This is a genomic window from Klebsiella sp. GB_Kp047 (genome assembly GCF_040065235.1).
GTDB lineage: Bacteria > Pseudomonadota > Gammaproteobacteria > Enterobacterales > Enterobacteriaceae > Klebsiella > Klebsiella quasipneumoniae.
Window position 1 is genome coordinate 434,254 of the sequence record NZ_JBEAJG010000041.1, and the last position, 23,221, is coordinate 457,474.

Below are 23,221 nucleotides of genomic sequence, written 5' to 3' on the forward strand. Positions count from 1 at the left end.
GGCTCCTTAAACACGTTCAATAATCAGGGCGATCCCCTGCCCGACGCCGATGCACATGGTGCACAGCGCGTAGCGGCCGCCGGTCCGTTTCAGCTGGTAAGCCGCGGTCATCGCCAGGCGGCCGCCGGAGGCGCCGAGCGGATGCCCCAGGGCGATCGCCCCGCCGTTGGGGTTCACATGGGCGGCATCGTCCGGTAAGCCCAAATCGCGGGTCACCGCCAGCGCCTGGGCGGCGAAGGCTTCATTCAGCTCAATCACGTCCATCTGGGCTAACGTCAGGCCGGTCTGCGCCAGCACCTTCCGCACCGCCGGCGCCGGGCCAAAGCCCATAATGCGCGGCGCCACCCCCGCCGTCGCCACGCCGACCACCCGGGCCAGCGGTTGAAGATCGTTGGCCGCCAGCGCGGTTTCGCTGGCCAGCAGCAGCGCGCAGGCGCCATCGTTAACGCCGGAGGCATTCCCGGCGGTGACGCTGCCGTCGGCGCGCACCACGCCGCGCAGTTTAGCCAGCGCCTCCAGCGAGGTGCTGCGCGGGTGTTCATCGCGGCTAAACCGCAGCGGCTCGCCTTTGCGCTGCGGCACCTGGACGGCGATCAGCTCATCGGCGAAACGTCCTGCCTCCTGGGCCGCGGCGGCGCGCAGTTGACTGCGCAAGGCGAACGCGTCCTGATCGGCGCGGGAAATGGCAAACTCATCGGCGACGTTTTCCGCCGTCTCCGGCATGGAATGGACACCGTACAAGGCTTTCATCTGCGGGTTAATAAAGCGCCAGCCGATGGTGGTATCTTCCATCTGCATGTTGCGGCTAAAGGCGCTCTCCGCTTTACCCATCACAAACGGCGCCCGGGACATGCTCTCCACCCCGCCGGCGATCATCAGCTGCGTTTCACCGCTTTTAATCGCCCGCGCCGCGACGCCGATCGCGTCGAGGCTGGAGCCGCACAGGCGGTTGATGGTGCTACCGGGCACGCTCTCCGGCAGCCCGGCCAGCAGCAGCGCCATGCGCGCCACGTTGCGGTTGTCTTCCCCGGCCTGGTTGGCGCAGCCCAGAATCACATCGTCAATGCGCGAGGGATCCAGCCCCGGGTTACGCTCCAGCAGCGCTTTCAGCGGCAGCGCCGCGAGGTCGTCGGCGCGCATCGTCGCCAGAGTACCACCAAAACGGCCAAAGGGTGTACGCACCGCATCACAGATAAATGCCTGATTCATCATAGGTTCCTTACGCGCTTTCCGCCAGTTGTTCAAAGGTCAGCGTCACCGGAGTGATGCGCTGCAGCTCTTCAAAAGAGAGACCGTTAAAGATTTCCCGCACCACCGGGCCGCGGTCGGTAATGTCGATCACCGCCAGGTCGGTATAGATCCGGCTAACGCAGCCGACCCCGGTCAGCGGATAGCTGCACTGTTCCACCAGCTTGCACTCGCCGTCGCGGGTCAGATGGTCCATCATCACAAACACCTGGCGAGCGCCGATGGCCAGATCCATCGCCCCGCCGACCGCCGGGATAGCGTCCGGCGCGCCGGTGCTCCAGTTGGCGAGATCGCCGCTGGCGGAGACCTGATAGGCCCCCAACACGCAGATATCGAGATGGCCGCCGCGCATCATGGCAAAGGAGTCGCCATGGTGGAAATAGCAGCCGCCCTGCAGGAGGGTGACGTACTCTTTTCCGGCATTGATCAGCTCCGGATCTTCTTCGCCAGGCAGCGGTTTCGGCCCCATGCCCAGCAGGCCGTTCTCGCTATGCAGGAACACCTCTTTGTCGGCGGGCAGGTAATTGGCAATCCGGGTCGGCAGGCCAATACCGAGGTTAACGTAAGCGCCTTCGGGGATATCGCGGGCCACGCGCTGGGCCATTTCGTCACGGGTCAGTTTTTGCATCTCGGGCTCCTCAGGCACGTTGTGCGGCAGTCAGGTTTTCCAGCGAGAAGAGGCGCTGGACGAAAATGCCGGGGGTGATAATGTGTTCAGGGTCGAGGTCGCCCAGCGACACCAGCTGCGAGACTTCAACGATGGTGGTTTTCGCCGCCGTCGCCATAATCGGGCCAAAGTTGCGTGCCGCCTTGCGATACACCAGGTTGCCCCAACGGTCGCCCTGGTGAGCTTTAATCAGCGCGAAATCGGCTTTGATCGGATACTCCAGCACATAGTGGCGGCCGTCGATTTCCCGTGTCTCCTTCCCTTCCGCCAGCGGCGTGCCGTAGCCGGTGGGGGTAAAGACCGCGCCCAGCCCGGCGCCGGCGGCCTGGATCCGCGCCGCGAGGTTGCCCTGCGGCACCAGCTCCAGCTCCACTTTGCCGCGTCGATAGAGGTCATCAAAAATCTGTGAATCGACCTGGCGCGGGAAGGAGCAGATCATTTTGCGCACCCGGCCAGCCTTCAGCAGCGCCGCGAGCCCCACTTCGCCGTTGCCGGCGTTGTTGTTAATGATGGTCAGGTCGCGGGCGCCCTGGTCAATCAGGGCGTCAATCAGAAAGGTCGGCTGGCCGGCAGGACCAAAGCCGCCGATCATAATAGTCGCCCCGTCGTGGATCCCGGCGATGGCCTCGCTCAGCGTCGATACGCTTTTATCAATCATCAGGTCGCTCCATTGATGTGCGGTAATCGCACTTTTATTCGTTGTTCGCACAAAATGTGACCCGCTTAACGATGTCGGTCAAGGGCGATAATCGAAATATGGTGCGATAATCGAACATCGGTTATCTTTAGCGAAAGAATGTGATCGATGGCAAATATGGGGAACAGAAATGGATAAGCATCCAGACGATTTACTGACCGGCGACGGCGATCCGTTTAAGGGCGATCCTAACTTTATGGCCTCGCTGGCGCGCGGCCTGGAGGTCATTCAGGCATTCACGCCGCAGCGGCCCCTGCTGTCTATCTCACAGATCAGTCAGAAGACCGGTATTCCGCGCGCCGCGGTGCGCCGCTGCCTGTATACCCTGAGCAAGCTGGGGTTCGTCTATGCCGAAGACGGTAAAAACTTTCAGCTACGGCCGCGGATCCTGGCCCTCGGTCACGCCTGGCTGGCCTCGACGCCGCTGGCGCGTTCGGCGCAGCCGGTGCTGCGGCATCTGAGCGAAATGCTCAACGAGTCCTGCTCCATCGCCACCCTCGATGGCGACGATATTCTGTATATCGCCCGCGCCTCCAGCTCGCGGATCATGACCATCGACCTCGATATCGGCAGCCGCCTTCCGGCGTGGGCGACCTCGATGGGCCGGGTGCTGCTCAGCCATCAGCCAGAGGAGAAGCTCAACGATATGCTGGCCAGGGTAACCATGATCCGCTATACCCCGCAGACGGTGGACTCGGTGGCGAAGCTGCGCGCCGAGCTGAAACGGGTGCATCAACAGGGGTATGCCCTCAACGATCAGGAGCTGGAGATGGGCCTGCGCTCCCTCGCGGTACCGCTGTTTAACGCCCAGGGTCAGGTGCAGGCGGCGCTCAACGTCGGGGTGCATGCGGGCCAGATGTCGGCCCGCGAAATGATCGACCGCGTGCTGCCGGAGCTGCAAAAAGCCGCCCGTGAGCTGACGCTGCTGATGCGCTAACGGCTGCGCTTGGCGTGCTGCTCCCAGGTCTCCTGCTTCGCTTCGGCCGATTTACGCAGCGCGACATAGCAGGCGCCGCTGCCGCCGTGGTGCGGAAGCGCGGCGCAGAAGGCCTGCACCTCCGGCAACTCTTCCAGCCAGCGCGCCAGATAGCTGCGGATGATATTGGCGTGGGACTGATCGTCGCGGCCTTTGCCGTGAACGATCAGCACATTGCGTAACCCCTCTTTCTGCGCCTGCACCATAAAGGCGAAGAGCATCTGCCGGCACTGCTCCACCGGCTGGCGCAGCAGGGAGAGGCTCGCCTGCTGGCCGTATTTCCCCCGCCGCAGCTTATCCAGCACGCCGCTCTGCAGCCCTTCGCGCTTAAACTCCAGCGGCGTGGCGAGCGGTACGATATCGAGATAGCCGGTAGTGAGAAAATTATCCAGTTGCAGGGTGTCGACGCGCTGCGGGGCGCGACTGTTGCGCCCGGGATGCCAGTGCACGTCATTGTTACGTTTCAGGGGCTGGACATCTTCCATGGCGTCAAGAAACAGGGATTTGTCATCAAGGTTCATGGGCTCTCCTCCAGCGGCTGTCGCCAGCTACTATAGCCGCCTCGCGCTCCCCCCTCAATGCGTTTATCCCCGTCTGCTGGCAAAGTGAGCGCGACGGGCGGTTAAGGAAAACATTGTCGACTCTGGCGGCGAAACAGGGTGATCAATGACGCCGTTAGCGGCGTCTGTCGGGTGTCGCGCCGCTGGATCAGAAAATAGGCCGCCGTCGGCAACGCTTCGCGGACGGGGATCATCATCAGCTTGTCCGCCATCAGCGGATCGTTGCCGAGCTCCACCGGCAGGATACTGAGAAAATCGCTTTTCACCACCAGGCTGATGCACGACGAGAAGGTCTCGCACACAATATTCACCTTTGGCGCCAGCCCGGCCTGATTAAACCTGTCCTGCAGCTGTTTAAAGTAGCTGCCGCGCGGCGTCGGCATGGTCCAGTGGTGATCCATCAGCTCCACCAGCGAGGTGGCCTGCGCCGCCGGATGCCCCGCGCGAGCGAACACCGCGAACGGTTTCTCAAACAGTTTTTCAAAGCTGAACTCATGGTCGTACGGCCCGGGATAGTAGGTATTGATGGTGAAATCCAGCTCCCCCTGGCGCAGCTCATTGATCATCGCCAGCAGCTGGCCCTCCATGATCCGCACCTTCACCTGAGGATGCTGCTGATGAAAGCGGCAGATCACCGACGGCATCAGCGACCGGGCGACGCTGGCGCCAAGGCCAATATTGATCTGCCCGGCCTGCTCTCCCTGACGCTGCAGCAGTTCATCCTGCGCCGCCCGCAGCTCCTCAAGGATCAGGCTCGCATGTTGATAAAAACTTTCGCCATTGTCAGTCAGCGCCACCCCCTGGCGGCGGCGGACGAACAACTGAGCGGAAAGCCCCTCCTCGAGCTCTTTAATCGCTTTGGTCAGGGCCGGCTGCGAGATCGCCAGCGAGCGGCTGGCGCCGCGAATACTCCCTTCCCGGGCCACCTCGACGAAGGCGCGAATTTGATGAAATTTGATCTGAAAGGCCATGCTTTTGGTGATAACCGTTGTTTATCAGACGCAAGAAAATGACATCTACTGTAATCCATCAGGCTGTGGCAGGTTAAGAGCGTTAAGGCCTGTAGCGCGTCAGTGATAAATAAAAGCTATCACATCGTGAACGCCATCACATTTTTTACTTATGACAGGATAAGCTATGCCGCAACTTGATGAATACCTGCGCCAGCTGGCGCCAGCCATGACCCAATGGCGCCGCGATTTTCACCTGCACGCTGAATCCGGCTGGCTGGAGTTTCGCACCGCCAGTAAGGTGGCGGAGATCCTCGACGGGCTCGGCTACCAGCTGGCGCTGGGGCGCGACGTCATCGATGCCGACAGCCGGATGGGGCTGCCGGATGAGGAGACCCTGGCCCAGGCTTTCGAGCGCGCCCGCGAGCAAGGGGCGCCGGAACGCTGGTTGCCGGCGTTTGAAGGCGGGTTCGCCGGCGTGGTGGCGACGCTCGACACCGGACGTCCCGGCCCAACCCTGGCCTTTCGCGTCGACATGGACGCCCTCGACCTCAATGAGCAGCACGATGACAGCCATCGCCCCCATCGCGACCATTTCGCCTCCTGCAACGCCGGCATGATGCACGCCTGCGGCCACGATGGGCATACTGCCATCGGGCTGGGGCTGGCGCATGTGCTCAAGCAGTATGTCGCCCAGCTCAATGGCGTCATTAAACTGATTTTCCAGCCTGCTGAAGAGGGTACCCGCGGCGCCCGCGCGATGGTGGCCGCCGGCGTGGTGGACGAGGTGGACTATTTTACCGCCATCCATATCGGCACCGGCGTCCCGGTCGGCACCGTGGTGTGCGGTGGCGACAACTTTATGGCCACCACCAAATTCGATGTGCAGTTCAGCGGCGTGGCCGCTCATGCCGGCGGCAAGCCTGAAGATGGGCGCAACGCGCTGCTCGCCGCCGCCCAGGCCGCCCTTGCCCTGCACGCCATCCCACCGCACAGCGCCGGCGCTTCGCGGGTCAACGTCGGGGTGATGCAGGCCGGCACCGGACGCAACGTGGTGCCCTCCTCGGCTCTGTTAAAAGTGGAAACCCGCGGCGAAAGCGAAGCCGTCAACCAGTATGTTTTTGACCGGGCGCAGCACGTCATCGCCGGGGCCGCGGCGATGTATCAAGCCGGGTACGAGTTACGCATGATGGGGGCCGCCACCGCCAGCGCCCCGTCGCCGGCGTGGGTGGCGTACCTGCGCGAACAGGCCGCGCGGGTGCCCGGCGTGCAGCAGGCGGTGGATCGCATCGCCGCCCCGGCGGGATCGGAAGACGCCACCCTGATGATGTCCCGGGTCCAGGCGCGCGGCGGCCTTGCGTCATACATGATATTCGGCACCGAACTGAGCGCCGGTCATCACAACGAGAAGTTTGACTTCGACGAGAGCGTAATGACGGTCGCGGTCGACACCCTGGCGCGCGTCGCGCTTAACTTTCCCTGGCAGCGGGGGGTGTGATGGACCCGATTTTTCAGTTTGTTGAAGAGGTAATTGAGGCAAGCCACGAGACCTATTGCGCCATCGCCGATGATATCTGGGACCACCCGGAGACGCGCTTTGAGGAGTTCTGGTCCGCCCGGCGGCTGGCGGACGCCCTGGAAGCGGAAGGTTTCCAGCTAACCCGTGATGCTGGCGGGATCCCCAATGCTTTTATCGCCAGCCTCGGCGAGGGCCAACCGGTTATTGCCCTGCTTGGCGAGTTTGACGCCCTGGCGGGTCTCAGCCAGCAGGCCCATTGCGCGGAGCCGACATCGTCAACGCCGGGGGGCAACGGTCACGGCTGCGGGCACAACCTGCTCGGGACAGCGGCTTTCGCCGCGGCGGTTGCCGCCAAAAAATGGCTGCAGCAGCACGGCGGCGCGGGCACCCTGCGCTTCTACGGTTGCCCGGGGGAAGAAGGCGGCTCGGGCAAAACGTTCATGGTGCGCGAAGGGCTGTTTGATGACGTCGATGCGGCCCTCACCTGGCATCCGGAGGCCTGGGCCGGGATGTTCAGCACCCGCACTCTCGCCAACATTCAGGCGGCGTGGCGCTTTACCGGCACCGCCGCCCACGCCGCCAATTCGCCGCACCTGGGGCGAAGCGCCCTGGACGCGGTCACCCTGATGACCACCGGCAGTAACTTCCTGAATGAACATATTATCGAAAAGGCGCGGGTTCATTACGCCATTACCGATACCGGCGGCGTCTCGCCCAACGTCGTCCAGGCCCAGGCGGAAGTGCTGTATCTGATCCGCGCCCCGGAGATGGCAGATGTAGAACAGATCTTCGCCCGCATTGAGAAGATTGCCCAGGGGGCCGCGCTAATGACCGAGACCCACGTCAGCTGCCGCTTTGAAAAAGCCTGTTCCAGCTATCTGCCCAACCGCACGCTCGAAGCGGCGATGTATCAGGCGGTAGCGCATTACGGCACGCCGGCATGGAGCGACGACGATCGCGCCTTTGCCGCGGCGATCCGCGCCACTCTCAGCGCCAACGATATCAACAACAGCCTGAACAATATCGCCGGCACCGGCGGCGAGGCGGGGAAAACCTTCGCTCGTCGCCACCGCGATACGCTGCTGATTGATGAGGTGGCGCCGTGGGCGGCCACGGATACGATTCTCGCCGGCTCCACCGACGTCGGCGACGTCAGCTGGAAAGCGCCGGTGGCCCAATGCTTCAGCCCCTGCTTCGCGGTGGGTACCCCGCTGCACAGCTGGCAGCTGGTGAGCCAGGGACGCACCGCCATCGCCCATAAAGGGATGCTGCTGGCGGGGAAAGTCCTCGCGGCGACGGCGATCCGTTTATTCAGCGACCGCGCGCTGCTGGAGGCCAGCCAGCGAGAGCTCAGGCAGGCGCTGGCCGAACATCCTTACCGCTGCCCGATTCCGGCGGAGGTGAGACCGTCGGTTTTACGATAACCATAAGACCAGACCGCTCCTGACAGACGCTGACCGGCATAGCGGCACGCACCGACCATAATAACCGCCGGCAGTACGGGAGCAGGCCTGCCCAACACAACAACGACAACAGAGGAACGCCCATGAGTATGTCATCCATACCGTCGCCTTCCCCCGCCGGAAAGCGCTATGGCTGGGTAGAGAAGATCGGTAATAAGGTCCCGCACCCGTTTTTGCTGTTTATCTATCTTATCGTGGCGCTGATCGCCGCCACGGCGATACTCTCCGCCTTCAACGTCGGGGTGCAAAACCCTGCGGACGGGTCGCGGGTGGTGGTCAAAAACCTGCTCAGCGTGGAAGGGCTGCACTGGTTTTTACCGAACGTGATTAAAAACTTCAGCGGTTTCGCGCCGCTGGGGGCGATCCTCGCCCTGGTGTTGGGCGCCGGCTTTGCCGAGCGGGTGGGCCTGTTGCCCGCGCTGATGGTCAAGATGGCCTCCCACGTTAGCGCCCGTTATGCCAGCTATATGGTGCTATTCATCGCCTTTTTCAGCCATATCTCTTCCGACGCCGCGCTGGTGATCATGCCGCCGCTGGGGGCGCTGATGTTTCTCGCTGTCGGTCGGCATCCGGTCGCCGGCCTGCTGGCGGCGATAGCCGGCGTGGGCTGCGGCTTTACCGCCAATTTACTGATCGTCACCACCGACGTGCTGCTCTCCGGGATCAGCACCGAGGCGGCCAAATCCATCGATGCCTCTCTGCACGTCAGCGTGATCGACAACTGGTACTTTATGGCGACCTCGGTGATCCTCCTGACCCTCGTCGGCGGTTTAATCACTGACAAGCTGGTGGAGCCGAGGCTCGGACAGTGGCAAGGCAGCCGCGACGAAAAGCTGCAAACCCTGACCACTGAGGAGCGTTTCGGCCTGCGCATCGCCGGGGTAGCAACGCTGGCGTTCGTGGCGGTCATCGCCCTGATGGTGGTTCCTGAAAACGGCATTCTTCGCGATCCGGTTCAGCACACGGTGATGCCCTCGCCGTTTATCAAAGGCATCGTGCCGCTGATCATCTTTTTCTTCTTTGTCGTGTCGCTGGCTTACGGCATCGCCACCGGCAAAATTCGCCGTCAGGCCGATCTGCCGCAGTTGATGATTGAGCCGATGAAAGAGATGGCCGGATTTATCGTGATGGTCTTCCCGCTGGCGCAGTTCGTGGCGATGTTCAACTGGAGCAATATGGGCAAGTTTATGGCCGTTGGCCTGACGGACCTGCTGGAGAGCGCCGGCATGAACGGCGTCCCGGCGTTTGTCGGTCTGGCGCTGCTGTCGGCTTTTCTGTGCATGTTTATCGCCAGCGGCTCGGCCATCTGGTCGATTCTGGCGCCGATCTTCGTGCCGATGTTTATGCTGCTGGGCTTTCACCCGGCGTTTGCGCAGATCCTGTTTCGCATCGCCGATTCATCGGTGCTGCCGCTGGCGCCGGTTTCACCGTTTGTACCGCTGTTTCTCGGTTTTTTACAGCGCTACCGACCCGACGCCCGCCTCGGGACTTACTACTCGCTGGTGCTCCCTTATCCGCTGATTTTTCTCGCCGTCTGGCTGCTGTTGCTGGTGGGCTGGTATCTGGCAGGACTGCCCATCGGCCCTGGCATTTATCCGCGGCTCCCTTAAGCCGCTGAAGCGCCAGGGACGGCTGCTTACTCTTAACGCGGCACCTTCATTTTGACCTTACGGGGGACATCTGCGGCTCCGGCGAAGATGCCGAAAAGCGCGCGATACCCGCGTTCGAGCAACAGCGTGAGGCCGTGGATAACCAGGCCGCTGCAGATCAATACGATTACGCCAGTCAGTATATATTGCATAGCCCCACCTCTGAGTTATTAACCGCGCCGCGACGACGCGGTGGCACCTTCCCGGGCGCGCAAAGCGGCGCGGAGGACCGGCGTCGTCAGCTTAAAAGTAGCAAAAACCATGCCCGATAACCCGCGAGGATCGATCCAAAAATAAATCAAGGTACCTGCTGCTGAATGCCGGCCGGGGATACGGGTTTATCTTTTGGGAGTATAGTTGACCGCCGCCGGCGCGTGGTATCGTGTGGCCCTCGTGTACGATGGTGGATGACTGAAACGATGTTGACCTTGCTGCAGGATAAAATGGATACCCCGCTGGGGGCGCTGTGGGTACTCTGCGACGAACAGTTTAATTTACGCGCCGTCGAGTGGGACGAGCACCGCGATCGGATGGAAACCCTGCTCGACGTACACTATCGCCGGGAAGGCTATCAGCGCGTCGACTGCCGCAATCCGGGCGGTCTCAGCAGTAAGCTGAACGACTATTTTGCCGGCGACCTGACCGTTATCGAGACCCTGCCTACCGCTACCGCCGGCACCCCTTTCCAGCGCCAGGTCTGGCAAGCGTTGCGCGATATCCCCTGCGGCCAGGTGATGCACTACGGTCAGCTGGCCGAAGCGCTTGGTCGTCCCGGCGCGGCGCGCGCGGTGGGGGCCGCCAATGGCGCCAACCCGGTGAGTATTGTGGTGCCTTGCCATCGGGTCATCGGACGTAACGGTACGATGACCGGCTATGCCGGCGGCGTGCAGCGTAAAGAGTGGCTTCTGCGCCACGAGGGCTATCTGTTGCTTTGACTGAAAATGCCTTTTCTGGAATTTTCAGGTAATTTTACAATCAAATGTGGCTGAATAATCTATTTTTAATCAAGCAGATATCAGCCTGTTTTGATTTCCCCTGCTGATATTACGTGTTTCAGAGCCTGAAGACTTACCTGCTCATCAAAAAGATGTTAAAATTGACCAATATCAATTAAGGCCTGAGCAGACATATGATCCCTGAGAAGCGAATTATTCGACGCATTCAGTCTGGCGGTTGTGCTATCCATTGTCAGGATTGCAGTATCAGCCAGCTCTGCATCCCCTTTACTCTGAACGAGCACGAGCTTGATCAGCTGGATAATATTATCGAGCGGAAAAAGCCCATCCAGAAAGGTCAAACCTTGTTCAAAGCCGGTGATGAGCTGAAATCGTTGTATGCCATTCGCTCCGGGACCATCAAAAGCTACACCATCACCGAGCAAGGCGATGAGCAGATTACCGGCTTCCACCTGGCGGGCGATCTGGTGGGCTTTGACGCCATCGGCACCGGCCTGCACCCGAGCTTCGCCCAGGCGCTGGAAACGTCGATGGTATGCGAGATCCCCTTTGAAACCCTCGACGATCTTTCCGGAAAAATGCCGAATCTGCGTCAGCAGATGATGCGCCTGATGAGCGGTGAGATCAAAGGCGACCAGGATATGATCCTGCTGCTTTCCAAAAAGAACGCCGAAGAGCGCCTGGCCGCGTTTATCTATAACCTGTCCCGCCGTTTCGCGCAGCGCGGTTTCTCTCCCCGTGAGTTCCGTCTGACCATGACCCGCGGCGACATTGGCAACTATCTCGGCCTCACCGTCGAAACCATCAGCCGTCTGCTGGGGCGTTTCCAGAAGAGCGGCATGCTGGCGGTGAAAGGCAAATACATCACCATTGAAAACGGCGACCTGCTGGCCCAGCTGGCCGGTCAGGCGCGTAACGTCGCTTAATCTCCGCGCAACACCTGGTCAGGATCGGCAATTTTTTCAGATTTGTTGATCTGACCAGGCTCCTCCCCTGTTTCAATTCATCCATATAGGTTATCTTTTTAATAACTGACGGTAGCTGCAGTTGTAAGGAGACCCTGTATGGCGAAGTATCAGAGCATGCTGGTAGTAATCGATCCTAACCAGGACGACCAGCCGGCACTAAGGCGAGCGGTGTACCTGCACCAACGGATTGGTGGACGCATCAAAGCCTTTTTGCCGATCTATGATTTTTCTTATGAAATGACCACCCTGTTGTCGCCGGATGAACGGACGGCGATGCGTCAGGGCGTCATTGCCCAACGAACGGCCTGGATCCGCGAGCAGGCGAAATTCTATCTTGAATCCGGTGTGCCGATTGACGTGAAGGTGGTGTGGCACAACCGCCCCTTCGAAGCCATTATTCAGGAAGTGATCAGTGAGAAACACGACCTGCTGCTGAAGATGGCCCACCAACACGACAAGCTGGAAGCGGTGATCTTCACCCCGACCGACTGGCATCTGCTGCGTAAGTGCCCTTGCCCGGTCTGGATGGTGAAAGACCAGCCATGGCCAGAAGGCGGTAAAGCGCTGGTCGCCGTCAATCTGGCCAGTGAAGAAAATTATCACAACACCCTCAACGAGAAGCTGGTGCGCGAGACCCTGTCGCTGGCGGAAGAAGTCAACCACACTGAAGTGCACCTTATCGGCGCCTATCCGGTCACCCCGATCAATATCGCGATTGAGCTGCCGGATTTCGATCCCAGCGTCTACAACGACGCCATCCGCGGCCAGCATCTGCTGGCGATGAAAGCCCTGCGGCAGAAGTTTGGCATTGACGAGAAATTCACCCACGTGGAAAAAGGGTTGCCTGAGGAGGTGATCCCGGATCTCGCCGAGCATCTGCAGGCGGGGATCGTGGTGCTGGGTACGGTCGGACGAACCGGCCTCTCCGCGGCGTTCCTTGGCAATACCGCGGAGCAGGTTGTCGACCACCTGCGCTGCGATCTGCTGGTGCTTAAACCAGAGGCCTATCAGACGCCGGTGGAACTGGACGACGACGACGACGATTAACCTTCCCTCCCGGAACGTTCATCATCCCCCGCCTCGCGGGGGATTTTTTTGCCCGCTTTCCCTCAGGCACAAAAAAGGGCCGCTTGCGGCCCCGTCATGGCATGGCGACCCTGAACGACTCAGTGGATACCCAGACGCCAGGCCAGATCGATCTCTTCTTTCAGCTCCAGCGAGGAGAGCGCCATCAGGTCAGCAAACTCCAGTTCCAGCAGTTTAAGTTTTTTCAGATACTGCGCTGGAGTCATGACGGTGGTATCGCGGCGTAAGAATTCGATGGCCATCTGCGTTGGGGTTAACTCGGTATCCATAATATCCTCTGTCTGATGTAATAACCGGAACATTATATCACCTTTTACCGCTTATTTTATGAACAATCCCTGGTATCCCAGTGCATATAAAAAAGCCGTCTCACAGGAGACGGCTTATAAACAAACGTTGTAAAACAATAATGTTACATTACAGCGCTTTCAGGATCGCATCGACGCTGGCTTTGGCATCACCGAACAGCATATGGGTGTTCTCTTTAAAGAACAGCGGGTTCTGTACGCCGGCGTAACCGGTGTTCATCGAACGCTTAAAGACCACCACGTTCTGCGCTTTCCACACCTCAAGCACCGGCATGCCGGCGATCGGGCTCTTCGGATCGTCCTGCGCCGCCGGGTTGACGGTATCGTTAGCGCCGATGACCAGCACGGTGTCGGTATCGCTGAAATCATCGTTGATCTCATCCATCTCCAGCACGATGTCGTAAGGCACTTTAGCCTCCGCCAGCAGGACGTTCATATGTCCCGGTAGACGGCCGGCGACCGGGTGAATGCCAAAGCGCACCTTAATGCCGCGCGCCCGCAGCTTCTCGGTAATTTCTGCCACCGGATACTGCGCCTGGGCCACCGCCATACCGTAGCCCGGGGTGATGATGACCGAGTGCGAATTTTTCAGCATCTCCGCCGTCTCTTCGGCGCTAATTTCGCGGTGCTCGCCCACTTCTTCATCGCCACCGCTGGAGGAACCATCGGTGCCGAAGCCGCCGGCGATCACGCTGATAAAGGAGCGGTTCATCGCCTTACACATAATGTAAGAGAGAATGGCGCCGGAAGAGCCCACCAGCGCGCCGGTGACGATCAGCAGGTCATTGCTCAGCATAAAGCCCGCCGCCGCCGCCGCCCAGCCCGAGTAGGAGTTGAGCATCGAGACCACCACCGGCATGTCCGCGCCGCCGATGGAGGCCACCAGGTGCCAGCCGAAGGCCAGCGCGATCGCGGTCATCACCAGCAGGCACAGGACCTGGGTGCCGGTGCTATCGGAGCGCACAAAAATCACCATCAGGATGAAGGAAACCACCAGCGCCGCCAGGTTAAGCTTATGGCGATTAGGCAGCATCAGCGGTTTGGAGGAGATCTTGCCGCGCAGTTTACCAAACGCCACTACCGAACCGGTGAAGGTCACCGCGCCGATGAAGATGCCGAGGAACACTTCGGTCAAATGGATATTGACCAGAATCTGCTCCATGCCGGTTTCATGCTGCAGGTAGCTGTTAAACCCTACCAGCACCGCCGCCAGGCCCACGAAGCTGTGCAGGATGGCCACCAGCTCCGGCATCTCGGTCATTTCGACCTTCTTCGCCAGACGAATACCGATTGCCCCACCGATCACCATCGCGAGGATAATCCAGCCGACGTTGCCGGCGTCCGGACCCAGAATAGTGGCGATCAGGGCGATGGCCATCCCGGCGATGCCGAAATAGTTGCCCTGCTGCGAGGTTTCGTGTTTCGACAGACCCGCCAGGCTGAAAATAAACAGGATTGCAGCAACAATGTATGCAGCTGTAACTAATCCACCAGACATGTGCTACCCCTTATCCTTTGCGAAACATTTTCAGCATGCGCTGAGTCACGGTAAAACCACCGAAAATATTAATGCTGGCGATCAGTACCGCGATAAAGCTCAGGAAGCTGACCCAGCCGCCGTGGCCTATCTGCAGCAACGCGCCAACCACGATAATGCCCGAAATGGCGTTCGTCACCGACATCAGCGGCGTATGCAGCGCATGGGAGACATTCCATACCACGTAGTAACCCACCACGCAGGCCAGCGCGAAGACAGTGAAATGGCCGAGGAACTCTTTAGGCGCCACGTTGGCCAGCCAGCCGAAGAGAATAATCGCCAGCGCTATCAGCGAATATTTGCGCCACGGCGACGCCGGTTTCACCTCTTCTTTCGGCGCTTCCACTTTTTTCGCCGCGGCCTGCGGCTGAGCGGAGACCTGAATCGGCGGCGCCGGCCAGGTGATTTCGCCTTCACGCACCACGGTCACACCGCGCACCACCACGTCATCGAAATCGATGACGATATTGCCGTCTTTCTCTTTGCACAGCAGCTTCAGCAGGTTCACCAGGTTGGTGCCGTAGAGCTGGGAGGACTGGGTCGGCAGACGGCCTGGCAGGTCGGTATAACCGATAATTTTCACGCCGTTGGCGGTGGTCACCACTTCGCCCGGCACGGTGTACTCGCAGTTGCCGCCGTTTTGCGAGGCGAGATCGACCACCACGCTGCCCGACTTCATGGCGTCAACCATTTCCCGGGTGATCAGCTTCGGCGCCGGCTTGCCCGGAATTAACGCCGTGGTGACGATAATATCGACCTCTTTCGCCTGGGCGGCGAACAGCGCCATTTCGGCCTGAATAAAGGCCTCGGACATCACCTTGGCATAGCCGTCGCCGCTGCCCGCTTCCTCTTTAAAATCCAGTTCGAGGAATTCGGCGCCCATACTCTGCACCTGCTCCTTCACTTCCGGACGGGTATCGAAGGCGCGAACAATCGCCCCCAGGCTGTTGGCGGCGCCAATCGCCGCCAGACCGGCCACCCCGGCACCGATAACCATCACCTTGGCGGGCGGAACTTTGCCTGCCGCGGTAATCTGCCCGGTAAAGAAACGGCCGAATTCATGGGCCGCTTCAACGATAGCGCGGTACCCGGCGATATTGGCCATTGAGCTTAGCGCATCCAGCGACTGGGCGCGGGAGATACGCGGCACCGAATCCATCGCCATCACGTTGATATTGCGGGCCGCCAGTTTCTCCATCAGCTGCGGGTTTTGCGCCGGCCAGATAAAACTGATCAGCGTGGTTCCTGGATTCAACAGGGCAATTTCATCGTCATTCGGGGCATTGACCTTGAGGATGACATCAGACTGCCACACCTCGTCGCCGGTCACGATCTCAGCCCCTGCCTGGGCAAAGGCCTCATCGTCAAAGCTGGCCAGCTTCCCGACGCCGCTTTCTACCGCGACGCTAAAGCCGAGTTTGAGCAACTGCTCAACGGTCTTCGGCGTGGCGGCGGCCCGGGTCTCCTGGGCTAGCCTTTCTTGTGGTACACCAATACGCATAGTTTTCCCTTCCATCGGTTTTTGATGATGGTTTACTTTTCTGACCAACAACGACAGGACGGCAAAATCGTCCTCGCCGTCTTTCGCTGTCTGCAAAATGAAACAGTAACAAACTTTTTATAACCTACTGAAAATAGCGATTGTGATCTACAGCGATAAAACAGAAATTTTGATTTTATTGCTTATTGTCAGCACAGATGGTTCCGGGCAGCAATATTTACCTGAATTTGCCTTTCAGGCCTGATAATCCGCTTATCCAGTGGTATAAAACGCCATTTATCGCCATTGAGATCATTGTATTAACATTACATTAACTAATAAAAGTGGTATCGATTATCGTTTTTGCTGGTCAAGCGGCTGTTTTTTCAACATATCGAAAAATGTTATCTTTCCGTCGTATACGATTCGGGCGGCAAGCAAAAAATGACGCAGACAGTCACGGCGATTAAATGCAATAATCAAACGTTTTCAGTCAACAACAACACCAGTATATGGTTTGCGCAAGGCAAAGGATTATTTTTATGAAGCTTAAAAACACCCTCCTGGCGTCTGCTCTCCTGACAACCGCCACGTTGTCTGCCCACGCAGCGACCGAGTTGACCCCGGAGCAGGCGGCTGCGCTGAAGCCCTACGATCGCGTTGTCGTCACCGGCCGGTTTAATGCCATTGGCGACGCGGTGCAAGCGGTATCGCGCAAAGCTGACAAAGACGGCGCGGCCTCATTCTATGTTGTCGACACGTCGGATTACGGCAATGGCGGCAACTGGCGCGTCACGGCTGACCTCTATAAAGACGACGCGCCGAAAGCGGATGCGCCGAAAAATCGCATCATCAATGGCGTGATGGAGCTGCCGAAAGATCAGGCCGTTGAGCTGATGCCTTACGACACCGTCACCGTCCAGGGCTTCTATCGCAGTCAGCCGGAAGTGAACGACGCCATCACCAAAGCGGCGAAAGCGAAAGGCGCCTATGCGTTCTTCATCGTCCGCCAGGTGGACGCCAACCAGGGCGGCAACCAGCGCATTACCGCGTATATCTATAAAAAAGATGCGGAGAAACGCGTTCTGCAGAGCCCGGACGCTATCCCGGCTGATTCTGAAGCCGGCCGCGCGGCGCTGGCCAAAGGCGGCGAAGCGGCGAAAAACGTCGAAATCCCGGGCGTCGCCACCACCGCGGCGGTTGGCTCCGGCACCGGCGTAGGTCGTTTCTTCGAGACCCAGTCGTCGAAAGGCGGACGTTACACTGTCACGCTGCCGGACGGCACCAAAGTTGAAGAAGTGAACAAAGTGACCGCGGCGCAAATGGTGCCGTTCGATAACATCAAGTTCACCGGCAACTATGGCAACATGACGGAAATCTCTTATCAGACGGCGAAACGCGCGGCGAAGAAAGGGGCGAAGTACTACCACATTACCCGCCAGTGGCAGGAACGCGGCGGCAACATCACCATCAGCGCCGATTTGTACAAATAATCGCTGCTGACTGGCTAAAAAGGCGGCGCATCGCCGCCTTTTCATTTTTTTTCATCCCCCGCCATTGCATGGCCCCCGGACACTCCGTAAAATCCCGCGCCTTAGCGCAATCCTCCATTTTTATGCGATTTCGCAAAATAAATATTCTGGAACAGCCATTTTCACCTCGGGAATGCAATGGAAAAGAAACTGGGCCTGAGCGCCCTGACCGCCCTGGTCCTTAGCTCAATGCTCGGCGCTGGCGTATTCAGTTTGCCGCAAAATATGGCGGCCGTGGCCAGCCCTTCCGCTCTGCTCATCGGCTGGGCGATCACCGGCGTCGGGATCCTGTTCCTCGCCTTCGCGATGCTGCTGTTGACCCGTATTCGCCCCGACCTCGACGGCGGGATCTTCACCTACGCCCGTGAAGGGTTCGGCGAGCTGATCGGCTTCTGTTCCGCGTGGGGCTACTGGCTGTGCGCGGTGATTGCCAATGTCTCTTATCTGGTGATCGTCTTTTCGGCGCTCAGTTTCTTCACCGATACCCCTGAGCTGCGCCTGTTTGGCGATGGCAACACCTGGCAGTCGATCGTCGGCGCTTCAGTTCTGCTGTGGGTAGTCCACTTTCTGGTCCTGCGTGGGGTGCAGACGGCGGCGGGGATTAACCTGGTCGCGACCCTCGCCAAGCTGTTGCCGCTGGGAGCGTTTGTCGCCCTCGCCGCCCTGGCCTTTCAGCTGGATACGTTCCGCCTCGATTTCAGCGGCCTGGCGCTGGGCGTACCGGTGTGGGAGCAGGTTAAAAACACGATGCTGATCACTCTGTGGGTGTTCATCGGCGTCGAAGGCGCGGTGGTGGTCTCCGCACGCGCGCGTCACAAGCGCGACGTTGGGCGCGCGACGCTGCTCGCGGTGCTTTCGGCCCTCGCGGTGTATCTGCTGGTCACCCTGCTGTCGCTGGGTGTGGTGCCGCGTAGCGAACTGGCCGAAATGCGCAACCCGTCGATGGCGGGACTGATGGTCAGACTGATGGGCTCGTGGGGTGAAATTGTGATTGCCGCCGGGCTTATCGTGTCGGTGTGCGGCGCCTATCTCAGCTGGACCATCATGGCCGCCGAAGTGCCTTACCTCGCGGCCACCCACAAAGCCTTCCCGCGCCTGTTAGCCCGTCAGAACCGCAACAACGCCCCCTCCGCTTCGCTGTGGCTGACCAATATCAGCGTTCAGGCGTCGCTGGTTTTGATCTGGCTGACCGGTTCGGACTACGGCACCCTGCTGACTATTGCGTCAGAGATGATCCTCGTGCCCTATCTGCTGGTCGGCGCCTTTTTGCTGAAAATCGCCACCCGTCCGCTGCATCAAGCGGTGGGTATCGGCGCCTGCATTTATGGCTTATGGTTATTATACGCGTCGGGACCTGTGCATTTGCTGTTGTCAGTGGTACTTTACGCTCCGGGTCTTCTGGTCTTTTTGTACGCGCGGCGTACGCACCAGCACGATCGTTCGCTCAAACGCCGCGAATTGGCGCTAATTGGTTTATTGCTGGTTGCCGCTGTGCCGGCAACGTGGATGCTGGTGGGGTAAGCGGTCGCCCTGCCGCCTAAATCAAAGGAGATACCCATGGCTGAACTACAGCCCCGCCCGGTTCTGATCACAGGAGGAGGCCGCCGCATCGGCCTCGCGCTGGCGCACCATTTTCTGCAGCAACATCAGCCGGTCATCGTCAGCTATCGCACGCCCTATCCGGCGATCGATGACCTGCGCCAGGCAGGCGCTCTCTGTCTGCAGGCCGACTTCAGCAGCGATGACGGCATTCTGACCTTTGCCGAAGCGGTTAAATCGCATACCAGCGGCCTGCGGGCCATCATCCACAACGCCAGCGACTGGATGGCGGAGAAGCCGGGAGTACCGCTCAGCACGGTGATCAACCGCATGATGCAGATCCACGTCCATGCCCCCTATCTGCTCAACCACGCGCTGGAAGAACTCCTGCGCGGCCACGGCCATGCCGCCAGCGACATTATCCATATCACCGATTACGTGGTGGAGCGCGGGAGCGATAAACATATCGCCTACGCCGCCAGCAAGGCCGCGCTGGACAACATGACCCGCTCCTTCGCCCGTAAGCTGGCGCCGGAGATCAAAGTCAACGCTATAGCCCCGTCGCTGATCATGTTCAATGAAGGTGACGACGAGGCCTATCGTCAGCAGGCGCTGGATAAATCGCTGATGAAAATCGCCCCGGGCGAGAAAGAGATCAGCGACCTTATCGACTATCTGTTTACCAGCCGCTACGTGACCGGCCGGTCATACGCCGTCGACGGCGGTCGCCCTCTGCGTTAGTGGAAGCGGCTCCAGCCAACAATCAACAGCCAGGCACACAGCCCCCAGCACCCCACTGCGCCTGCCAGCGCTAACGGCAGGCGCATGATGCCGGTGAAGTACCACAGCGACAGCAGATAGATAAAATAGGGAACGATCGACCACATGCCGAACACGATAGTGGCGCGCAGGGCTTCAATACCACGCTCGCTGGCAACAATATAGTGGGCGATGAGCGCAAAGGTGGGAAACAGCGGAATAAGCCCGGCGATGGCGTAGTTTTTGGTTTTCGCCAGCACGCCAATCAGCACCACCACCAGCGCGCCCAGCAGCCCTTTGATTAACAGCCCCATGTCCATATGCCTTAACAATGAATCAACAAGTTAGCGCAGCATAGCGGAATTAGCGCTGTTTATAAAACAGGAATGGCGGGTAAAATAGCCGCGGTGTATGTTACTTCTTTTACTGATGTGCAATAGACATGAATAAAATCGTTTTTGTTGAGGATGATCCTGAGGTAGGAGCGCTGATCGCCGCCTATCTCGGCAAGCATGATATGGAGGTGGTGGTCGAGCCTCGCGGCGACCGCGCAGAGGAAGTGATCGCGCGGGAGAAACCGGACCTCGTACTGCTGGACATTATGCTGCCCGGCAAGGACGGAATGACCCTCTGTCGCGATCTGCGTGGGCAATGGCAAGGGCCGATTGTTCTGCTGACCTCGCTCGACAGCGATATGAACCATATCCTCTCCCTGGAGATGGGCGCCAGCGATTATATCCTGAAGACCACACCGCCGGCTGTGCTGCTGGCGCGACTGCGTCTGCATTTGCGCCAGCATATCGCCCCGGCGGGTACAGGCGCGCCTTCGACGCTGACCCCGCACAAGACCATCTCCTTTGGCTCACTGACCATTGACCCGGTCAACCGCCAGGTGCTGCTCGGCGGAGAAAGCGTCGCCCTGTCCACCGCCGATTTCGACCTGCTGTGGGAGCTGGCCACCCACGCCGGGCAGATTATGGACCGCGACGCCTTGCTGAAAAATTTACGCGGCGTCACCTACGACGGGATGGATCGCAGCGTTGACGTCGCTATCTCGCGCCTGCGCAAAAAACTGCTCGATAACGCCACCGAACCCTACCGGATTAAGACGGTACGCAACAAAGGCTACCTCTTCGCCCCCCACGCCTGGGATAACTGAGCGGTCAGTCTGCGGCCCTGAAAGGGGCCCGTTTCACCGCCTGTTCCCCGGCGGCAAGCGCATCGCATTTTTTCGCCACCTTCGCGCTGGCTGACCGCCGCCCATTTGTCATATTGAGTAAATCAATATGTTTCGCCGTACAGAAGCCCATCACATAACCCCTCAATATGATTGTGCTCAAGGACTTAGCGTTGTCAGAGTGGCATAAAGCCTGAAAACACAGGACTTTTGCATGATGAAATACGTTGTACTTTTGGCACTTACTCTCTTCACGTCACTCTCTGGCTGGGCTTTTTCTCTCGATAACGCCGATATCCGGCTCCTCTGTCCACAGCGCGGGCAGATTAAGGTGCTTCTTCACCGCTATCAACATACCCAGCAATCCTGGGGAGATCACCATTTCGAAACCGGCGGCGGATACGTGCGCCAGGGGCCGCTGCTGGTGATCCCGTTTGCTAATCTTGATCAGATGATTTACCACCAGACCACCGGCGAATTTGCTTACTGGTATGCCGAAGCAGAACAGCTGGTGCGCTGTCGGCTGCTGAGCCTGGCCACCCTCTATCCGGTGGATATACCCTACTATCGCGAGTAGCGCCCAGCGGCGCGCAGAATACGCTGGCCACAATCCTGGCCTCATGCAGACGTAAGCCCGCAATGAGTGACAGCGTCACATTTTTAACGGCGTCGCTCCCCCCGGCTGGCTATTGTCAGGGGGCATAAACCCTGCTTTGATAGCGTATCGGTTATGCCCGCGCGGGCTTCGGCTCGCCCCGGTAAATCCGTGACGTTTTCGCCCTGCCCTGCAGATGGTCCGGGGCGCCGGCAGGTTTCTCTTTTTGAATATGCGGTAATGTAATGAAAAAGCTGTTCGTGCAGTTCTATCTTCTGCTCTTCGTCTGCTTTCTGGTGATGACCATGCTGGTGGGCCTGGTCTATAAATTTACCGCTGAACGCGCCGGAAGGCAGTCGCTTGACGATCTGATGAAAAGCTCACTGTATCTGATGCGCAGCGAGCTGCGGGAAATTCCGCCTCGCGACTGGAGCAAGACGCTTAAAGAGCTGGACCTTAATCTGTCGTTCGACCTGCACATCGAGCCGATGAGCAAATTTAAATTGTCGGAAAGCTCGATGCAGCACCTGCGCGCTGGGGATATTGTTGCGCTCGACGACCAGTACACCTTTATCCAGCGCATCCCCCGCAGCCACTATGTGTTATCCGTGGGCCCGGTACCCTATCTCTATTTTCTGCATGAAATGCGCCTGCTGGACGTGGCGCTGATGGCGTTTATCGCTATCTCGCTGGCCTTCCCGGTGTTTATCTGGATGCGTCCGCACTGGCAGGACATGCTGCGCATTGAGACCGCCGCCCAGCGCTTTGGCGAAGGCCACCTCAGCGAGCGTATTCATTTTGACAGCATGTCCAGCTTTGAGCGGCTCGGGGTGGCCTTTAACCAGATGGCCGACAACATTAACGCCCTCATTGCCAGCAAAAAGCAGCTGATTGACGGCATCGCCCATGAGCTCAGGACGCCTCTGGTGCGCCTGCGCTACCGTCTGGAGATGAGCGAAAACCTCACCGAGGCGGAATCGCAGGCGCTGAACCGTGATATCGGCCAACTGGAGGCGCTCATTGAAGAGCTCCTGACCTACGCCCGTCTCGACCGCCCGCAGACGGAGCTCAGCCTGACCACCCCCGATTTTCCCGCCTGGATCAGCGACCACGTCGAGGATATCCAGATGGTCAACCCGCAGCGCGAGGTCTGCCTGGCGACGCTGACCCGCGGCAACTATGGCGCGCTGGATATGCGGTTGATGGAGCGGGTGCTGGATAATCTGGTGAATAACGCCCTGCGCTACAGCAGTCAGCGGGTGGCGGTCAGCCTGACCCTGCAGGGTGCCCGCGCGTCGTTGCAGGTCGATGATGACGGCCCGGGCATTGCCCCCGAGGAGCGCGAGCGGGTGTTCGAGCCTTTTGTTCGTCTTGACCCCAGCCGCGATCGGGCGACCGGAGGCTGCGGCCTCGGCCTGGCCATCGTCCACAGTATCGCCCAGGCGATGGGGGGCGAGGTTCGCTGCGAGGCCAGTCCTCTCGGCGGCGCCCGCTTCTGCTTTAGCTGGCCGGTCTATCATCAGTTGCCCGATTTTACCTCTGCCTGAATAAAAGT

23 protein-coding genes are annotated in these 23,221 nt (G+C 59.5%); 13 read left to right on the forward strand and 10 right to left on the reverse strand.

The window, feature by feature from the left end; translation table 11 throughout:
• Positions 1–6 precede the first annotated feature (6 nt).
• Genes pcaF through ABLV76_RS22665 form a run of 3 tightly spaced genes read right to left on the reverse strand, consistent with a single transcriptional unit; the run spans position 7 to position 2,573 of the window.
• A complete protein-coding gene (gene pcaF, locus ABLV76_RS22655; protein WP_004887005.1) occupies positions 7–1,209 on the reverse strand; it encodes a 3-oxoadipyl-CoA thiolase in 1,203 nt (400 codons plus the stop codon).
• Positions 1,210–1,219: 10 nt separating this feature from the next.
• The gene (locus ABLV76_RS22660) at positions 1,220–1,876 is read right to left on the reverse strand and encodes a 3-oxoacid CoA-transferase subunit B (RefSeq protein ID WP_004887008.1); all 657 of its coding nucleotides are present in this window, start codon (positions 1,874–1,876) and stop codon (positions 1,220–1,222) included.
• Positions 1,877–1,886: 10 nt separating this feature from the next.
• A complete protein-coding gene (locus ABLV76_RS22665; RefSeq protein WP_004887011.1) occupies positions 1,887–2,573 on the reverse strand; it encodes a 3-oxoacid CoA-transferase subunit A in 687 nt (228 codons plus the stop codon).
• A 169-nt stretch (positions 2,574–2,742) separates the two neighbouring features.
• On the opposite strand from ABLV76_RS22665, the gene ABLV76_RS22670 reads away from it, so the two are divergent.
• Positions 2,743–3,549: an IclR family transcriptional regulator C-terminal domain-containing protein gene (locus ABLV76_RS22670; protein ID WP_004887014.1), complete on the forward strand. Its 807-nt coding sequence runs from the start codon at positions 2,743–2,745 to the stop codon at positions 3,547–3,549.
• On the opposite strand, the gene smrA is transcribed toward ABLV76_RS22670, so the two are convergent.
• A complete protein-coding gene (gene smrA / locus ABLV76_RS22675; protein WP_004887017.1) occupies positions 3,546–4,109 on the reverse strand; it encodes a DNA endonuclease SmrA in 564 nt (187 codons plus the stop codon). The two genes, ABLV76_RS22670 and smrA, sit on opposite strands and share 4 nt — an antisense overlap.
• A 101-nt stretch (positions 4,110–4,210) precedes the next feature.
• Positions 4,211–5,119, reverse strand: coding sequence for a LysR family transcriptional regulator (locus tag ABLV76_RS22680; protein WP_048324066.1), 909 nt, complete (start codon positions 5,117–5,119; stop codon positions 4,211–4,213).
• Positions 5,120–5,285: 166 nt separating this feature from the next.
• On the opposite strand from ABLV76_RS22680, the gene ABLV76_RS22685 reads away from it, so the two are divergent.
• The 3 genes from ABLV76_RS22685 (at position 5,286) to abgT (ending at position 9,690) form a co-directional block, all read left to right on the forward strand.
• Positions 5,286–6,596: a M20 family metallo-hydrolase gene (locus tag ABLV76_RS22685; protein WP_194418071.1), complete on the forward strand. Its 1,311-nt coding sequence runs from the start codon at positions 5,286–5,288 to the stop codon at positions 6,594–6,596.
• Positions 6,596–8,041 carry a M20 family metallopeptidase gene (locus tag ABLV76_RS22690; protein ID WP_194418072.1) on the forward strand — a complete coding sequence of 482 codons (1,446 nt, stop codon included), beginning with the start codon at positions 6,596–6,598 and terminating at the stop codon, positions 8,039–8,041. The genes ABLV76_RS22685 and ABLV76_RS22690 overlap by 1 nt, the downstream gene beginning before the upstream one ends.
• Before the next feature lie 122 nt (positions 8,042–8,163).
• A complete protein-coding gene (gene abgT / locus ABLV76_RS22695; RefSeq protein WP_023318148.1) occupies positions 8,164–9,690 on the forward strand; it encodes a p-aminobenzoyl-glutamate transporter in 1,527 nt (508 codons plus the stop codon).
• Between the two features lie 32 nt (positions 9,691–9,722).
• Here abgT and ABLV76_RS22700 read toward each other — a convergent pair whose 3' ends face one another.
• On the reverse strand, positions 9,723–9,881 hold the full coding sequence (locus ABLV76_RS22700) for a phosphatidate cytidylyltransferase (RefSeq protein ID WP_200927343.1): 159 nt from the start codon (positions 9,879–9,881) through the stop codon (positions 9,723–9,725).
• A 267-nt stretch (positions 9,882–10,148) separates the two neighbouring features.
• Here ABLV76_RS22700 and ogt point away from each other — a divergent pair, with 267 nt between their 5' ends.
• The 3 genes from ogt (at position 10,149) to uspE (ending at position 12,700) form a co-directional block, all read left to right on the forward strand.
• Entirely contained in the window at positions 10,149–10,664 is a 516-nt protein-coding gene (gene ogt, locus ABLV76_RS22705; protein WP_200927344.1) for a methylated-DNA--[protein]-cysteine S-methyltransferase, read from the forward strand.
• Between the two features lie 194 nt (positions 10,665–10,858).
• Positions 10,859–11,611: a fumarate/nitrate reduction transcriptional regulator Fnr gene (gene fnr, locus ABLV76_RS22710; RefSeq protein ID WP_004887031.1), complete on the forward strand. Its 753-nt coding sequence runs from the start codon at positions 10,859–10,861 to the stop codon at positions 11,609–11,611.
• Positions 11,612–11,749: 138 nt separating this feature from the next.
• Complete coding sequence (gene uspE / locus ABLV76_RS22715) at positions 11,750–12,700, forward strand: universal stress protein UspE (protein WP_004887033.1); 951 nt, start codon at positions 11,750–11,752, stop codon at positions 12,698–12,700.
• 119 nt (positions 12,701–12,819) lie between these two features.
• Here the strand turns inward: uspE and ABLV76_RS22720 are convergent, their stop codons facing one another.
• From ABLV76_RS22720 to pntA, 3 genes are all read right to left on the reverse strand, one after another.
• Complete coding sequence (locus ABLV76_RS22720) at positions 12,820–13,008, reverse strand: YdiH family protein (RefSeq protein WP_004887037.1); 189 nt, start codon at positions 13,006–13,008, stop codon at positions 12,820–12,822.
• Between the two features lie 148 nt (positions 13,009–13,156).
• The gene (gene pntB, locus ABLV76_RS22725) at positions 13,157–14,545 is read right to left on the reverse strand and encodes a Re/Si-specific NAD(P)(+) transhydrogenase subunit beta (RefSeq protein ID WP_004887040.1); all 1,389 of its coding nucleotides are present in this window, start codon (positions 14,543–14,545) and stop codon (positions 13,157–13,159) included.
• Between the two features lie 10 nt (positions 14,546–14,555).
• Positions 14,556–16,085: a Re/Si-specific NAD(P)(+) transhydrogenase subunit alpha gene (pntA, locus tag ABLV76_RS22730; RefSeq protein WP_348878490.1), complete on the reverse strand. Its 1,530-nt coding sequence runs from the start codon at positions 16,083–16,085 to the stop codon at positions 14,556–14,558.
• 521 nt (positions 16,086–16,606) lie between these two features.
• On the opposite strand from pntA, the gene ydgH reads away from it, so the two are divergent.
• The 3 genes from ydgH (at position 16,607) to folM (ending at position 19,876) form a co-directional block, all read left to right on the forward strand.
• Positions 16,607–17,557 (forward strand): DUF1471 family protein YdgH, encoded by a 951-nt coding sequence (ydgH, locus tag ABLV76_RS22735; protein WP_004887044.1) that lies wholly within the window; start codon positions 16,607–16,609, stop codon positions 17,555–17,557.
• A 177-nt stretch (positions 17,558–17,734) separates the two neighbouring features.
• Positions 17,735–19,117, forward strand: coding sequence for an amino acid permease (locus ABLV76_RS22740; protein ID WP_348878491.1), 1,383 nt, complete (start codon positions 17,735–17,737; stop codon positions 19,115–19,117).
• A gap of 36 nt (positions 19,118–19,153) precedes the next feature.
• Complete coding sequence (gene folM / locus ABLV76_RS22745) at positions 19,154–19,876, forward strand: dihydromonapterin reductase (protein ID WP_004887050.1); 723 nt, start codon at positions 19,154–19,156, stop codon at positions 19,874–19,876.
• Here folM and ABLV76_RS22750 read toward each other — a convergent pair.
• A complete protein-coding gene (locus ABLV76_RS22750; RefSeq protein WP_004887053.1) occupies positions 19,873–20,208 on the reverse strand; it encodes a GlpM family protein in 336 nt (111 codons plus the stop codon). The two genes, folM and ABLV76_RS22750, sit on opposite strands and share 4 nt — an antisense overlap.
• 128 nt (positions 20,209–20,336) lie before the next feature.
• Here ABLV76_RS22750 and rstA point away from each other — a divergent pair, with 128 nt between their 5' ends.
• From rstA to rstB, 3 genes are all read left to right on the forward strand, one after another.
• Positions 20,337–21,053, forward strand: a complete 717-nt coding sequence (rstA, locus tag ABLV76_RS22755; RefSeq protein ID WP_017898700.1) for a two-component system response regulator RstA — start codon at positions 20,337–20,339, stop codon at positions 21,051–21,053.
• Between the two features lie 232 nt (positions 21,054–21,285).
• Positions 21,286–21,648 (forward strand): hypothetical protein, encoded by a 363-nt coding sequence (locus ABLV76_RS22760; protein WP_004887058.1) that lies wholly within the window; start codon positions 21,286–21,288, stop codon positions 21,646–21,648.
• A gap of 263 nt (positions 21,649–21,911) precedes the next feature.
• Positions 21,912–23,213: a two-component system sensor histidine kinase RstB gene (gene rstB / locus ABLV76_RS22765; protein ID WP_004887061.1), complete on the forward strand. Its 1,302-nt coding sequence runs from the start codon at positions 21,912–21,914 to the stop codon at positions 23,211–23,213.
• Positions 23,214–23,221 lie beyond the last annotated feature (8 nt).